The sequence below is a fragment of the Paenibacillus sp. BIHB 4019 genome, assembly GCF_002741035.1.
Classification (GTDB): Bacteria; Bacillota; Bacilli; order Paenibacillales; family Paenibacillaceae; genus Pristimantibacillus.
In genome coordinates this window covers 6786143-6802202 of the sequence record NZ_CP016808.1, presented here as the reverse complement: position 1 = coordinate 6802202, position 16060 = coordinate 6786143, and the positions used below count along the sequence as shown (strand labels likewise).

Annotated in this window: 11 protein-coding genes; 10 read left to right on the top strand and 1 reads right to left on the bottom strand. The window is 49.6% G+C overall.

Annotation, left to right across the window (positions count from 1 at the left end):
- Positions 1 to 311: 311 nt before the first annotated feature.
- The 8 genes from deoC (at position 312) to BBD42_RS29510 (ending at position 9610) form a co-directional block, all read left to right on the top strand.
- Entirely contained in the window at positions 312 to 980 is a 669-nt protein-coding gene (gene deoC, locus BBD42_RS29545) for a deoxyribose-phosphate aldolase (RefSeq protein ID WP_099521060.1), read from the top strand.
- A 152-nt stretch (positions 981 to 1132) separates the two neighbouring features.
- On the top strand, positions 1133 to 2314 hold the full coding sequence (locus BBD42_RS29540) for a NupC/NupG family nucleoside CNT transporter (RefSeq protein ID WP_099521059.1): 1182 nt from the start codon (positions 1133 to 1135) through the stop codon (positions 2312 to 2314).
- A gap of 116 nt (positions 2315 to 2430) precedes the next feature.
- Positions 2431 to 3636: a phosphopentomutase gene (gene deoB / locus BBD42_RS29535; RefSeq protein ID WP_099521058.1), complete on the top strand. Its 1206-nt coding sequence runs from the start codon at positions 2431 to 2433 to the stop codon at positions 3634 to 3636.
- 30 nt (positions 3637 to 3666) lie between these two features.
- A complete protein-coding gene (gene deoD, locus BBD42_RS29530) occupies positions 3667 to 4374 on the top strand; it encodes a purine-nucleoside phosphorylase (RefSeq protein WP_046233744.1) in 708 nt (235 codons plus the stop codon).
- Between the two features lie 54 nt (positions 4375 to 4428).
- Positions 4429 to 5730, top strand: a complete 1302-nt coding sequence (locus BBD42_RS29525; RefSeq protein WP_099521057.1) for a pyrimidine-nucleoside phosphorylase — start codon at positions 4429 to 4431, stop codon at positions 5728 to 5730.
- A 278-nt stretch (positions 5731 to 6008) separates the two neighbouring features.
- On the top strand, positions 6009 to 7517 hold the full coding sequence (locus BBD42_RS29520; RefSeq protein WP_099521056.1) for a DHA2 family efflux MFS transporter permease subunit: 1509 nt from the start codon (positions 6009 to 6011) through the stop codon (positions 7515 to 7517).
- Positions 7518 to 7676: 159 nt separating this feature from the next.
- The gene (locus BBD42_RS29515) at positions 7677 to 8045 is read left to right on the top strand and encodes a BlaI/MecI/CopY family transcriptional regulator (RefSeq protein WP_099521055.1); all 369 of its coding nucleotides are present in this window, start codon (positions 7677 to 7679) and stop codon (positions 8043 to 8045) included.
- Complete coding sequence (locus BBD42_RS29510) at positions 8042 to 9610, top strand: M56 family metallopeptidase (protein WP_099521054.1); 1569 nt, start codon at positions 8042 to 8044, stop codon at positions 9608 to 9610. The genes BBD42_RS29515 and BBD42_RS29510 overlap by 4 nt, the downstream gene beginning before the upstream one ends.
- A gap of 359 nt (positions 9611 to 9969) precedes the next feature.
- Here BBD42_RS29510 and BBD42_RS29505 read toward each other — a convergent pair whose 3' ends face one another.
- On the bottom strand, positions 9970 to 10854 hold the full coding sequence (locus tag BBD42_RS29505; protein ID WP_099521053.1) for an AraC family transcriptional regulator: 885 nt from the start codon (positions 10852 to 10854) through the stop codon (positions 9970 to 9972).
- A gap of 175 nt (positions 10855 to 11029) precedes the next feature.
- On the opposite strand from BBD42_RS29505, the gene BBD42_RS29500 reads away from it, so the two are divergent.
- On the top strand, positions 11030 to 13351 hold the full coding sequence (locus tag BBD42_RS29500) for a beta-galactosidase (protein WP_099521052.1): 2322 nt from the start codon (positions 11030 to 11032) through the stop codon (positions 13349 to 13351).
- 257 nt (positions 13352 to 13608) lie between these two features.
- Complete coding sequence (locus BBD42_RS29495; protein WP_237163277.1) at positions 13609 to 16017, top strand: glycoside hydrolase family 95 protein; 2409 nt, start codon at positions 13609 to 13611, stop codon at positions 16015 to 16017.
- Positions 16018 to 16060: the final 43 nt, after the last annotated feature.

Sequence of the window (16060 nt, the reverse complement as noted above, 5' to 3'; positions counted from 1 at the left end):
TTCTACCCATACTGACCAGTAAGAAGCCATTTAGGACGCTTTCGTAATCTTCGATTCCTTCAGCAGGAACGAAGCTGCGGAGGCGTTTTTCTTTTTGTTAAAAAATAAATTTTACATATGTTCATTATTTGATGAGTGATAGACAGCGAAAATGGGTAATTTATTAAAGGAATTGGCGGTAAAACGGAATATCAGCATTTTAATGCTTTATTTTGTGAACATAAGTCCAAGCTAATGTTTACATATGACCAAATGCGTGTTAAACTGAGTGTGTATTTGAGGAACTCGTATATGGGGAAGGGGAACAGGTCATGTTAAATTTGTCTGGAATGATTGATCATACGCTGCTGCGTGCTGACGCGACGAAAGCAGAGATCGCTAAGCTGACGGAGGAAGCGAAACAATATGAATTTGCTTCGGTTTGTGTAAATCCGACTTGGGTCGCTTTTGCCGCTGAGCAGCTGGCAGGAAGCAAGTCCAAAGTTTGCACCGTTATCGGCTTTCCATTAGGAGCATCGACGAGCACCGTTAAAGCGTTTGAAACGGGCAATGCGATTGCAAATGGTGCCGACGAAATTGATATGGTTATCAACATTGGCGCTTTAAAAGACGGCAACGATGATTACGTGGAGCAGGACATTAAAGCGGTTGTTGATGCGGCAGCAGGCAAAGCAATTGTGAAGGTCATTATTGAGACAAGCCTGCTCACCGATGAAGAAAAGGTTCGTGCTTGCGAGCTTGCAGTGAAAGCCGGAGCTGACTTTGTAAAAACCTCGACGGGTTTCTCTACTGGCGGAGCAACAGCTGAAGACGTAGCGCTCATGCGCAAAACAGTTGGCGACAAGCTCGGAGTGAAAGCATCGGGCGGTGTACGGGGACTTGATGATATGAAAAAAATGATCGAAGCAGGCGCAACGCGCATCGGAGCAAGCTCCGGCGTGAAAATCATGCAGGGCGAGCAATCCAGCGCCGCTTATTAATGAAGTAACCATAGAACACGGTGCGGCTCCTTTTCGAAGGAGCGGCCCGCTTTTCTCGATAAACGAAAGAGCGGCGGCATCAGCATAGATTTGTAAGCGCTCTATTCAGCCAATCAACTTCCATAATGATGAAAAAATAGGAGGCGGCAACTATGAAATACATCGTAGCTTTATTAGGCCTGCTTGTTGTGCTAGGATTGTCCTATATCGTCAGCAACAATAAGAAAAATATTCGTTTCAAGCCGATTGCCATCATGATCGTTTTGCAGGTGGTTCTTGCCTTTGTGCTATTAAATACGTTTGCGGGCGCGACCTTGATTAAAGGTTTTTCCGGCGTGTTCGAGCATCTGCTTTCCTACGCGCAGGAAGGGATCAATTTTGTATTTGGAGGCATTTTAAATGAAGGACAATTTTCCTTTTTCCTGTCGGTTCTGCTGCCAATCGTCTTCATTTCCGCGCTAATTGGCATTTTGCAATATTTGAAAATCCTTCCCTTTATCGTTAAGGGCATCGGATATGTGTTAAGCAAAGTCAATGGCATGGGCAAGCTGGAGTCGTATAATGCGGTCGCATCAGCCATTTTGGGCCAATCGGAAGTATTCATTTCGGTCAAAAAACAAATTGGCCTGCTGCCGAAGCATCGCCTGTATACGCTGTGCGCCTCGGCGATGTCCACCGTATCGATGTCGATTGTCGGCTCGTATATGCAAATTTTAGACCCGAAATATGTGGTGACCGCGCTCGTCCTCAACCTGTTCGGCGGCTTTATTATCGCTTCTATTCTTAACCCGTATACGGTGGAGGAAGGCGAAGACGTGCTGCAAGTACAGGAGGAAGGGGAGAAGCAGACCTTTTTCGAAATGCTGGGCGAATATATTATGGACGGCTTCAAGGTTGCGATTATTGTCGCGGCGATGCTGATCGGTTTTATTGCTCTCATCGGCATGATTAATGGATTGTTTCTTGGCATTCTCGGCATTTCCTTTCAGCAAATACTTGGATTTATTTTCGCTCCTTTCGCTTTTATTATGGGGGTGCCGTGGAAAGATGCCGTTGATGCGGGAAGCATTATGGCCACGAAAATGGTTTCGAATGAATTTGTAGCGATGCTGGAAATTAGCAAATATCCTGATCTTTCGGCTAAAGCAGTCGGCGTCGTGTCGGTGTTTCTCGTCTCTTTCGCTAATTTCTCCTCCATTGGCATCATTGCAGGCGCGGTCAAAGGTTTGCATGAGAAGCAGGGCAATGCCGTTGCACGCTTCGGCATGAAGCTGCTGTATGGTGCAACGCTGGTCAGCGTGCTGTCGGCGACGATTGCAGGAATTTTCATTTAAAATATAAGAAAGGATATGATTTTTCTATCTTTTCTTTATATTGCAACGCGAAACGGCAGCTTTGCCGCCAGAGGATGGCGAAAGCCGTTTACGCTTGAGGAGAGGCGGTGCCAGGCATGGCAGCATTTGAACGGATACATTTAATTGTAATGGACTCGGTAGGCATCGGCGAAGCGCCGGATGCTGCCGCGTTCGGAGACTTTGGCGTCCATACGCTCTCGCATATTGCCCGCGAGATGGGCGGACTGCATATGCCGAATATGGCTGCGCTTGGACTGTCGAATATTGAACCGGTTGCCGGGGTTCCGGCTGCGGATCATCCGCTTGCTTTTTATACGAAAATGCAGGAGGCGTCCAGCGGCAAGGATACGATGACAGGGCACTGGGAGATGATGGGCCTTCATATCGAGACGCCATTCCGCGTCTTTGCAGATGGCTTTCCAGATGAGCTGATTGCCCGTATTGAGAAGAAGACAGGCCGCAAGGTCATCGGCAATAAAGCGGCTAGTGGAACGGAAATTATTGAAGAGCTGGGCGAAGAGCATGTGAAGACAGGCGCGCTCATTATTTACACCTCGGCGGATTCGGTGCTGCAAATTGCTGCGCACGAAGAAATTGTACCGCTTAAAGAGCTGTACGACATATGCGAATACTGCCGGGAAATTACGCTGGATGACCCGTATATGCTGGGTCGGATTATTGCCCGTCCGTTTGTAGGGGAAATCGGACATTTCAAGCGTACCGCTAATCGCCATGATTACGCGCTTAAGCCTTTTCAGCCAACGGTAATGAATACGCTGAGGGATGCGGGGCTAGCTGTCATATCGCTTGGCAAAATTGCCGATATATTTGATGGAGAAGGGGTTACGAAGGCCGTTCGCACCATCTCGAATGAAGATGGCATGGATAAGCTTGTTGAGGTGCTGGATGAGCCTTTCAAGGGCCTCAGCTTTCTAAACCTTGTCGATTTTGATGCGCTGTACGGCCACCGCCGCGATCCGCTAGGGTATGGACAGGCTTTAGAGCAATATGATGCCAGACTGCCAGAAGTATTCGCCAAGCTGACGGAGCAGGATTTGCTCATCATTACGGCTGATCATGGCAATGATCCGACTTATGAAGGAACGGATCACACCCGCGAATATGTGCCTTTGCTCGTCTATTCGCCGCGTTTCAAGCAAGGCGGCAGGCAGCTCGCGCTGAGAAGCACCTTCGCTGATGTTGGAGCATCCATTGCCGATAATTTCGGCGTTACACTGCCTGATCATGGAACCAGCTTCATGCCATCATTAAACGAACCAATGAACGCATCAACTAACTAACTAAATTAAAGAAGCAGAGGAGATCCTTCAATGAGTGTTCATATTAATGCAAAGCAAGGCGACATCGCCGAAACGATTTTATTGCCGGGCGATCCGCTAAGAGCGAAATACATTGCGGATACGTATTTGGAAAATGTAACGTGCTACAACGAAGTGCGCGGTATGCTGGGCTTTACAGGGACTTACCAAGGCAAGCGTATTTCGGTGCAGGGAACAGGCATGGGCGTACCGTCCATCAGCATTTACGTCAATGAACTCATTCGCGAATATGGAGTGAAAAATCTCGTTCGTGTCGGCACATGCGGCGCGATGCAAAAAAGCGTAAACGTGCGCGAGGTTATTTTGGCGCAAGCGGCTTGTACAGATTCCAGCATGAATCGCCACGTATTCGGCGGCTATGACTTCTCGCCAATTGCCAGCTTCGAGCTGCTGAAGGCGGCTTACGAGCGCGGCGTAGCCAAAGGCCTCAAGCTGCATGTCGGCAATATTTTTTGCTCGGACAGCTTTTATCGGGATGATAAGTCCATTGTCGAGAAGCTGATGGAGCACAATGTGCTTGGCGTTGAAATGGAAACGACGGCGCTTTATACGCTCGCTGCTAAATATGGCGTCAATGCCCTGACGATTTTGACCGTAAGCGACCACCTGCTGACCGGCGAGGAAACGACTTCTGCCGAAAGACAAAGCACATTCAATGACATGATGGAAGTAGCACTGGAAACGGTAACTTCCTTGTAATAGGCAAGGTAGCCTAGCTTATAAATTTATTTAAAACCGTGAGGAGAATGCAGCATGAGAATGGTAGACCTGATTGAGAAAAAACGCGATGGTGAAGTGCTGAGCGCTGAAGAAATTAACTTCTTCATTCAAGGGTATACGAAGGGCGAAATTCCTGATTATCAAGCCAGCGCAATGGCAATGGCGATTTTCTTTAAGGATATGACGGAGCAGGAGCGCGCTGATTTGACGATGGCGATGGTGAATTCCGGCGATACGATCGATCTGTCTGCCATTGAAGGCGTGAAGGTAGATAAACACTCCACTGGCGGTGTTGGCGACACGACGACGCTCGTTCTAGCCCCGCTCGTTGCAGCGCTGGATATTCCGGTTGCCAAAATGTCGGGACGAGGCCTCGGCCACACCGGCGGGACGACAGATAAGCTTGAGGCGATTGCTGGCTTCCACGTGGAGCTTGCGAAGGAAGAATTTGTTCGTCTCGTGAACAAGGATAAAATCGCGGTCGTCGGCCAATCCGGCAACCTGACGCCAGCTGACAAGAAGCTGTATGCGCTGCGCGATGTTACAGCTACCGTTAACTCCATTCCGCTTATCGCAAGCTCGATTATGAGCAAAAAAATCGCTGCCGGCTCCGACGCTATCGTGCTTGACGTGAAAACAGGCGCAGGCGCCTTCATGAAGACGGTGGACGATGCGAAGGAGCTTGCGCACGCGATGGTGAGCATCGGCAACAACGTGGGTCGCAAAACGATGGCTGTCATTTCCGACATGAGCCAGCCGCTGGGCTTTGCAATCGGCAACGCCTTGGAAGTGAAGGAAGCGATTGATACGCTGCAAGGGAAAGGTCCAAAAGATTTGGAGGAGCTTTGTCTGGCGTTAGGGCGTCAAATGGTGTATTTGGCGAACAAAGCAAGCTCGCTGGAAGAGGCGGAGGAAATGCTGAAGGAAGTCATTCGCAATGGCAAAGCACTGGAGAAATTCAAAGTGTTTATTGCCAATCAGGGCGGAGACCCATCGGTTGTTGACCATCCAGAGAAGCTGCCGCAAGCGGCTTACTTAATTGAAGTGCCAGCGAAAACCGACGGTGTTGTAGCGGAGATTGTTGCCGACGAAATCGGTACAGCAGCGATGCTGCTGGGTGCAGGACGCGCAACGAAGGACTCGGAAATCGATTTGGCTGTAGGCTTGATGCTGAATAAAAAAGTTGGCGACACCGTCAAAGCCGGCGAATCGCTCGTAACGATTCATGCCAATCGTGAAAATGTGGACGATGTGCTCGCGAAAATTTATGACAATATCCGTATCGGCGACAAAGTCGAAGCTCCTGTCTTGATTTACGGAACGGTAACCGAGTAGTAAAAAAGCCGATTGGGTATAAAATACAAGCCGCCATCCGGATGCAGCTGCTGCCGGGATGGCGGTTTTTGTGCTGCAAGGAAACGGCTGGCATAGGTTTAAATAGGGTTTATAAAAGGTTTATAAGGTCATGAAACTGAAATGCTTAACCTACAAATACTTAACAACTAAAATATTTGACAATAAGGTAAAATGCCCTTATTATATGTGATGGGACAGCTGTCCATTGGGAAATGGGCAAGTAAGTCATCTTGTGTAGATAGGCAGGGGGAGAACAAATGTCGCAAGCAGCATCGAAAGGCGGCGCAGAGCCTGAATTCCGCTTGGCAAGCATTATCGTACCGATGATCGCCATTATTTCAGGCATATTTATGGTTATTTTGGATTCAACAGCGATGAATGTGGCGTTGTCTAGACTCGTCATTGATTTTAAAACCGATTTGCCAACGATTCAATGGACGGTAACGGGCTATATGCTGGCGACGGCGGCGGTTATTCCGCTTTCAGGCTGGCTTTCGGATCGCTTTGGAGCCAAAAATATATTTTTAGGCTCGGTTGTAGCCTTCACCTTGGCATCATTGCTATGCGCATTGCCTAGCAGCGCCGAGTGGCTCATCGTATTTCGGATTATTCAAGGCTTGGGCGGCGGTTTCGTTATGCCGGTCGCTATGGCTTATGTGTTTCGTTTAAGCCCGCCGAATAAGGTAGGGCAAGTCATGGGGATGATGGGCGTGCCGATTTTGCTCGCGCCTGCGGTTGGCCCGATTTTGGCGGGCTGGCTCGTAGAATATCACTCCTGGCACTGGATTTTCCTGATTAACATTCCGGTCGGCATTTTCAGCATTATTTTTGGCCTTTGGAAGCTGCCGAAGACGGAGCGCAAGCAGGTTGCCGGCATTGATATTCCGGGCATGATTTTAGGGCCGCTTGCATTTGCCGCCTTATCCTACGGGGTTACGCAAGGCGCAGAAAGCTGGTCGTCGGATAAAACGATTGGCGGGCTCGTTATCGGCGGCATTGCGCTCATCGCATTTATTATCGTAGAGCTGCGGTCAAAAACACCGCTGCTGGAGCTTCGCGTGTTCCGCTCCGTGGACTTTTCATTCAGCATTTTTGTGCAGTGGCTGCTGCAATTTTCGCTTTTCGGCGCGATTTTCCTGCTTCCGCAATTTCTGCAGCAGGCTCGCGGCTACGGCGCCTTTGATACGGGGCTGACCTTGTTCCCGCAGGCGCTAGCTTCTGCGTTTATGATGCCGATTGGCGGCTATTTGTTCGATAAAATCGGGGTGCGCTGGCTTGTCGTTATTGGCCTCAGCCTTGTATCCGGTGCGATTTTTCAGTATACGCAGGTCGATTTGACGACAGAAGGCAGCGACCTGCTGCTTCCGCTCATTATGGCGGGCATGGGCTCCGGCCTCATGATGATGCCGCTCAACTCGCATTTGCTGCAAAAAGCGCCGCGCGAGCTCGTCAGCCGGGTCACGTCGCTAACAAGCGCTTTGCAGCAGGTTGTCAGCTCCTTCGCGGTTGCTACTTTAGTTACGGTGCTCTCGTCACGAGTGAAGACGCTCATTGTGGATCAGCAGCTGCCGCTTACGACGCCTGCCGAAGTGCAGAAAGCGACGCTTGCGGTAGCGCCAGAAGCATTTGGCTATACGTTCGGCATTATGCTCGTTATTGCCATCGTCGGCATTTTCCTCGGCTTGTTTCTGCGCAGAGGCAAAGTGCAGGCGGGAGCGGAAGAGCAGCAGGGCAAGCAGGAATTGGGGCTTGAAGGACTGCATTAATTTAATTCCATTTAATCAAGCTTACGTCAGACGCCTGGCTCGCCAGCGGCAGTCTGGCGTATTTTTTTGTTGTTTAGGTCAGCTTACTATTGACATTTGGTCTATAAGTTATAGACTACAGATATGGGGTCGATAACTTATAGACCAAGGAGTGGGAAGATGAAAAGCTACAAGCTTACAGAAAGCGAAATTAAGTTTACCGATTTAATTTGGAAAAACGAACCTATAACTTCTGGTGATCTTGTGAAGCGATGTCAAGAGGAAATGAATTGGAAGAAGTCCACAACCTATACCGTACTGAAAAAATTGTGTGAAAAAGGTTTATTGCAAAATGAAAATTCAGTCGTTTCTGCTTTGATTACAAGGGATGAATATTATGCAAATCAAAGCCTGCGTTTTGTTGAAGATACGTATGGAGGGTCATTGCCTAAATTTTTAACAGCTTTTATGGGAGGCAAAAAATTAAATAACCGCCAAGCAGAGGAGCTGAAAAAGCTGATTGATGAGCACAAGGAGGGGGAATCATGAGCGAGCTATTTCTGTCTGTTTTAAACATGAGCCTTACAGCGAGCTATGTCATTCTTGTTGTCATATTAATCAGGCTGCTGCTTAAAAAAGCCCCGAAGGTCATCTCTTATGCTTTATGGGGAGTGGCAGCTTTCCGGCTTGTCGTTCCAGTCACATTTGAGAGTGTATTTAGTCTGTTGCCAAGGAACGGGGATCGAAATCCAATACCTCAAGCTAGTATGCCTCAGCAAAGTTCGCAGATTAATAGTGGGATCGAAGCGGTCGATGCCATTGCAGGCGGAACAATACCAGCAATGGCTGTCCAGGATAGCGTGAATCCATTACAGATTTACATACAGCTTGGATCATATATTTGGGTTTTATGTATGCTGGTTTTGCTTATTTATAGTCTTGCATCTGTATTCGTCTTAAAAAAACAGCTCAGAAATGCCCAACGGGTAGAGCGGAATATCTACGAAGCTGCGAATTTGAAAACACCTTTTGTACTTGGCATTATACGACCCAACATTTATTTGCCTGTTGGACTCCATGCCACGGAGCGCAGCTACATCGTGCTGCACGAACAGACTCACATTAAACGATTGGATCATATCATTAAGCCAGCAGCCTTCTTACTATTATCCGTGCACTGGTTTAATCCTCTAGTATGGGTAGCATTCATATTAATGAGTAGGGATATGGAGTTTTCCTGTGATGAGCGTGTACTGAAAAAAATGGATTTTGATGTGGCTATAAAAAAATCTTACGCGAAATCCTTATTATCACTTGCTGCGGATAAACCTATTATGAATGGAAATCCGCTTGCTTTTGGCGAGGGAAATGTGAAGGGGAGGATTAAAAACGTATTACATTATAGAAAGCCAAAATTCTGGTTATTTGTTTTCTCAATCATCATTATGCTAACAGTTGGGATTGGATTGATAGCAAATCCTGTAATAAAGGGGAGAGATGCATTAGAACAAATAACTGGCTCAGAGAATATACCATCAGCTGAAGAAGTTTCGTTGGCACGACCAGAGAAATCAGCAGCAGAACTATTAAAAGACCTCGCCAATCAACGATTTTCAATTAATGGGAATCACATTAGTGAGGACGATCAAGAAACGGTAGCCGCATTTGGAAAAGCTTTTGTGAATTTGTATACCGGTGCTGTTGCAGAACAAGAAACAGTATCCTTTAGAAATTACATATCTAATGAGAATCTTCTCAAATACACAAATACAATGTTAGAGCTTGAACAAAGAAAAGAATTAAAGGGAGCAATCCGTGTCCATTTCGGTTTGGAAAATGAATTCCAAGAAGCAGAGTTCAAGAAAATGGATGGAAATCTCTATTACGTAAGTTTGCCTTTCTCGAATCAAGGGTCTGGAATGAACGTTAAGATGCTAGTTCAAGCTGAAGACAAGGCATTAAAAATCATTGATTTCTACTTTGGAAACAAAGATGGTGTAGATACGATTGTAACAGGACACCCCGCTGATAGAAAACTTCATGATCCAAAACGATGGGATGACCAAGTGTGGGTTGATGGTGTTTTTGAAAAGCTTGAAAAAATAGAAATTTGAACGGAATTTTAATCTAAACGTAATGTTACAGGGAGTGAAGCGTTAGCAAATAGCCATACCAAAAGCGCCTTGCCTGCATAACGCAGGGCAAGGCGCTTTTCCCGCTGGTTGTCTCCCATTCAGCCTAACGGTTTTGCCCTGGTTCCCGCAATAACCTCTTTTTTTGCCCGATTGGATGCCTGCGAGAGCAAAGCAGCGGCACGTGCTCGCAATAGCTCCCGGTTAAGCTCCATAAATGCAATCCCCCTTCTGCTTCGGTTCATATATTCTATTAAAATGCCAGAGAGATGTGCTAGTCTCTTAATCTATCAGTCGAAAGTTGATGAATATACCGGTTAAGGACAATGGACTATAGCGATCTAGCCCTTCAGCTGCTTGCGATAATCCGTGGGCGACACGCCGATAATCTTCTTGAACAGCCGGGAAAAATAATACGGGTCCTTAAAGCCGAGCGACAGGCTGACCGCTTTCACGCTTTGGTCGGTAAGGTCAAAAAGCTGTCCGGCGCGCTGCATTTTCAACCGCAAATAATAGTCAATGGGAGCGTAGCCGGTAGATTGTTTAAAAAGATGATTAAGATGCTGCTTGGATATGCGCGTTCGCGTAACCAAATCGTCCAAGGTCAAATGGCCCTCCAGCTGTTCCTTCATAAATTGTATAGCCTGTTCAATATAAGCGAGCATCTTCTCGTCCTGCTTGCGCTTTGGAATGAGCGAAATGAAGCTGAGCAAATAACGAACCGTTTGCGAAATATGCAGCTGATGAATGACCGAATAGGACTTGGCTGAAAGCAGTTCGTAGCATTGGTTGAATAGCTCGACGATTTTCTCCGCCTCCGGCAGGGAGACGTGGAGCAGCTCAGCCTCAAGGCCAAGGCTTTCCAGCAGCTGCACCAGCTCCTCGCCCCGAAAGTGAAACCAGTAGATGCTCCATGGATTCGCTGTGTTGGCCCCGTAGCTATGAGGGGTAAAGGCGGGAATGATGGAGACGGTTTTTTCCGTTACTTGAATCGTCTCCTCGCCGCCGAGCTTGATCCAGCCTTCCCCGTTCGTGCAATAGATGAAAATATAAGAATCGCAGCCTTTGGGCCGCTCCCGGTAATGGTGCTTGGCCCGGTGAAAATAGCCAATATCCGTTACATAAGCTTGGCGAATAATCGGGTGGCTGGTCATCTCCTCAAGCTGGTAGGAGGGCAAAACAATGAGCTTCTCCGTCTCGAAGCCTTGTGTTTTTTTGTTGAGCATGGCGAAGCAAGCCTCCTCATTTCTTATGGCTATATTGTAAGCGGTTGGAGCTTCCGGCCGCAAGTGATGCATTCGCGCAAAATCAGAATATGCTCCATTAGGAACAGATGATTGTCAATGGAAAAGCGGGCATAGGCGCGGTACAGTGGAGGAAGATAAAGGAGGTAATGGCTTTATGAGTAAGCACCATATAGCTGTAAAACTGAATGAGCGCAATAAGGAGATTAGGACAGGCACATTGTCCGGCAATAAAGGAAGCAATCCGAAAGGCGAAAGCTTCGGTTTTACGAATTTTTACATGACGCGCAATGGCGAGCCTTTTATTCCTGTCGTCGGTGAGTTTCATTTTTCCAGATTTTCTTATTTGTACTGGGAGGAAGAGCTGCTCAAGATGAAGGCAGGCGGGGTGCACGTAATCGCTACCTATATATTTTGGAATTACCACGAGGAGAAGGAAGGGCGCTTTAATTGGAATGGCAGCCGCAATCTCCGCCATTTTATAGATTTATGCGCCAAGCTGGAGCTGCCGCTCGTGCTTCGAATCGGCCCTTTCTGCCACGGCGAGGTGCGTAATGGTGGCATTCCGGATTGGGTGTTCGACAAGCCGCTCGTCATTCGCTCGAATGATGAGCTGTATTTGAAATACGCAGCGCGCCTGTACCGCGAAATTGCAAGGCAGATGAAAGGCTCGCTGTTTCAAGAAGGCGGCCCGGTTATTGCAATTCAGCTCGAAAATGAATTTATGCACTGCGGCGCTCCGCTGGACTCATGGGGCTACAAAACCGGAATATTCATGTCTTCGGGCACGGGCGGCAATGCGCATTTGGACAAGCTTAAAGCGATTGCGGCAGAAGCGGGCATTCGCCCGCTGTTCTTTACGGCAACAGCATGGGGAGGAGCGGCGGTGCCGGAAACGGACACGCTCCCGATGCTTGCAGGCTATGCGTATACGCCTTGGATACCTAATCAGCCGCCAAGCGGCGAATATATTTTTCGCGATCTTCATGTAACACCGATGGAGAAAGTCAATTATCCCTCTGCACACTATCCCGTCGCATATTGCGAGATGGCAGGAGGCATGCAGGTCAGCTATACGGCAAGGCCGCATGTGAGCCCGGACAGTGTGGAAGCGATGACGCTTGTGAAGCTGGCTAGCGGCAGCAATCTGCTTGGCTATTATATGTATCATGGCGGCTCGAATCCGCGCGGGGAAAATGGTTTTCTCAACGAATACGGCTTGCCGAAAATAACGTATGATTACCAGTCTCCGCTGGGCGAGTTTGGACGCATTGGCGAATCGTACGACCGTATCCGTACGCTTAGCTTGTTTATGGAAGCTTACGGTGCGATTTTGGCACCGATGGGAACGGTGCTGCCGGAAGGACAAGCGGAGCTGCTGCCTGAAAATACGGAGGCGCTGCGCTATTGCCTGCGGCAGAAGGACGGCTCGGGCTTCTTGTTCCTGAACAATTTTCAGGACCATGTGGACATGCCAGACCGGGAGGAGGTGTCGGTGACGCTGGGTACGTCCAAAGGACAGGCGAGATTTCCGCATGCCGGGAGCTTGCGGCTCAAGCAGGGAATTAGCGCGGTGCTGCCGTTCCACTTGGAAGCAGCAGGCATCCGCATCGTTTCCGCCACGGTTCAGCCATTGACGAAGCTTGCGGATTTAGAGGAGCCGCTGCTTGTCTTTTATGCGCATGAGGGAATGAGCCCAGAGCTTGTTATAGCTGAGGATACGGTCGCGGGCATCACTAGCGATGGTGGCGGCGCTGTGGAGCAGCAGGACGGGGTTTATATAGTGCGTCCTCCAGTGGGCAAGCAGCATGTCGCTGAAGTGAAGCGTAAAGACGGAAACGTCGTTCGTATACTCGTCCTATCCAGAGAAGAAGCGCTGAACACCTATCGCCTCCGCGTGTGGGGAGAAGAACGCCTGCTGATTAGCGACAGCCATCTCTATGCAGCGGGCGGACGGCTCATTTGCACCTCGCCAGGCAAGGCGGAATGGCAAGTTGCCATGTATCCGGCAGCTGAAGCCGAGCTCAAATCAAGCCAAGGCAGCCTTTCTCCTGCAGCGGGAGGCCTGCTCCAAACGTATACGGTGAAGGTTGCGGACTATGAACCTCAGCTTCTCATCAAGAAGACGTCAAGTCGTCATGCGGCCGTGCAAATCGATGCTTTTTGGCCAGAGCAGGTAGCAGACTTGTTTCTTCATATTGAATATGATGGAGATGTAGCGGCTGCTTATTTGAATAATGAGCTGCTGACGGACCATATCCATTATGGCCAAGCTTGGCCGATTGGGCTAAAGGGTTTCCAAAATGTACTAATGGATAATGAGCTTCAGCTCGCGATTACTCCGATTCGAAAAGGTACGACGCATACGTTTGTAAATCAGGCGTTCGTGGAGCGCTTTGAAGGTGTGGAAATCGCAGCGTTTCACGAGATCAAGGCGGTGCCGCATTATGTGACGGCATTGTCTCAAGTGTTCAAATAAGCCGCTAATTGAAGGGGATAAGCAGGTACGCCAGTGCCCGGCAGGCAGCAAGCGCCGGGAAACTGGCGTGTTTGCTGTCGTTTTTTTGCGTTTTTTGACGGGAAAGGTACTAATTTATATATGACTTTGTCTGCAATATTGAGGGTACTGCAAAGGAAGAGGTCTGGCTTATGATGAATATATAAGCTTGGCGACGGATTTGAGCCACGGCGCTGCAAGAGCGACGAACCATAAAAACTAAAGGAGTGACCATCGCAGTGACAACGCAGCAACAGCAAAATATTCAGCCATGGAAGCTATGGTACAAGCAGCCAGCAAGCCGTTGGGAGGAAGCGCTGCCGATCGGCAATGGCCGATTGGGCGGCATGGTATTTGGAGATGCGCGCAAGGAGAGAGTGCAGCTTAACGAGGATACGTTATGGTCTGGATTTCCGCGCGACACCAACAATTATGAAGCATTGCGGTATTTGAAAAAATCGCGCGAGCTTATTTTTGCTGGGCAATACGGCGAGGCCGAGACGCTTGTGCAGGATAAAATGCTAGGCATGAACACGGAGGCTTACCAGCCTCTGGGCGATCTTTATATGGAGCATCGCCAGCTAGGAAGCGATAGCGGAACGTCTGCTTTTCGCCGTGAGCTTGACCTTGATACAGGAATTGCTTCGTCTGCGTATACAGTAGATGGCCGATCGTTTCGCCACGAAATATTCGTAAGCTCCGTCCATCAAGTGATGTGCATTCGCTATGAGGCGCTGGACGGCGGGGAGATTTCTCTAACGGCAGGGCTGGAGTCGCCGCATCCGGTACAGCTGGCGGAAGGCAGCGGCGGCGCGCTCGTGCTGAGCGGGACATGCCCATCCCATATTGCCGACAACTATCGTCAGGATCATCCGAAGTCGGTGCTTTATGAGCAGGGCCGCGGAGTTTCCTTCGAGGCAAGGCTGCAATTGCTGGGTGCAGGCGCGACTAACATCATAGGTGGGGTAGATGGCGCCAGCAGCTCGCTTACTGTAAGCGGACACGGCACGGTTACGCTGCTGCTTGCGGCTGCTTCCAACTTTGCCGGCTATCAGGCGATGCCGGTTAATGATTCCGCGGCATTGGCGCTTAAAAATGAGCAGCCACTTGCGATTGCAGCGTCGATCGGCTATGAGGAGCTGCGCAGCCAGCATATTGCCGAGCATCAGCGGCTTTTTCGCCGGGTAGCTATCGATCTCGGTACTAGCCCAAATGCGCTGCTTCCAACCGATGAGCGGCTTGCAGGCTATAAGCTTGGCGAAACCGATCCGCAGCTGGAGGCTTTATATTTTCAATATGGCCGGTATTTGCTAATGCAGAGCTCAAGGCCCGGTACGCAGCCAGCCAACTTGCAGGGCATATGGAATGACCGGGTACAGCCGCCATGGAACAGCAACTATACGACGAACATCAATACGCAAATGAACTATTGGCATGCGGAAATTTGCGGGCTGGGCGAATGCCATGAGCCGCTGATTGATATGATTGGCGAGCTTAGCCAGACCGGCAGCCGAACGGCGTCTATTCATTATAATGCGCGCGGCTGGGTCGCCCATCACAATGTGGATTTATGGCGGGCCTCGACTCCTTCGGGCGGGCATCCAAGCTGGGCCTTCTGGCCATTCGGCGGCATTTGGCTTTGTCTGCATCTCTGGGAGCATTATGCGTTTAATCCGGATCTGGCTTATTTGCGCGAACGTGCGTATCCAGTCATGAAGCAAGCTGCGCTGTTTTGTCTGGATTGGCTGCAGGAGACAGAGGATGGCGTACTCGTAACGGTTCCGGCAACCTCGCCGGAAAATATGTACAAGCTGCCGGATGGCAGCGGCGGCACAAGCAGCGTATCTCTCGCAACGACTATGGACATTTCGCTTATTAAAGAGCTATTCACGCTTTGCTTGCACGCAGCCGATTTGCTAGGCGAGGATGAAGCGCTGCGCAGCGAGTGGCAGGAGGCGCTTGTGAAGCTGCCCCCATTCCAGGTTGGTTCGGATGGCAGGCTGATGGAATGGATTGAGGAATATGAGGATCATGAGCCGGGACATCGCCACGTATCGCATTTAATTAGCCTGTACCCGGGTTTTCTGATTAATGCAGAGAAGGAGCCAAAGCTGCTGGAGGCTGGCCGGGAATCGCTGAGACAGCGGATCGCGAGCGGCGGCGGCCATACGGGCTGGAGCTGCGCTTGGCTGATTAACTTATATGCAAGGCTGGGCGAGCCGGAGCAGGCGCATCACTTTATCGAGACGCTGCTTTCCCGCTCGACGCATCCGAATTTGTTCGACGATCATCCGCCGTTCCAAATTGATGGCAATTTCGGCGGGACAGCAGGCATTGCTGAACTGCTGCTTCAAAGCCATACGCAGGAGCTTGCGCTGCTGCCTGCACTGCCTCAAGCATGGCCGGACGGTTCCGTACAAGGGCTCCGGGCGCGCGGCGGCTTCATTATCGATATGGAATGGAAAAATGGACGTCTGGCGTCTGCCCGCATCGAATCATTGGCAGGCTCGCCATGCACGCTGCGCAGCGGCGATCTGGAGCTGTCCGTACAAACGGAAGGCGAAGGTACGCTTGTCGCAATGCAGGGAGAGAGGTTTGAAACGTCGGCTGGCGCTGTATACACCGTCTGGCCGAAGGAAGCACTGTAAGCTTAAATCATACACCTATATAGAAGATATAGCATAAGGGAGA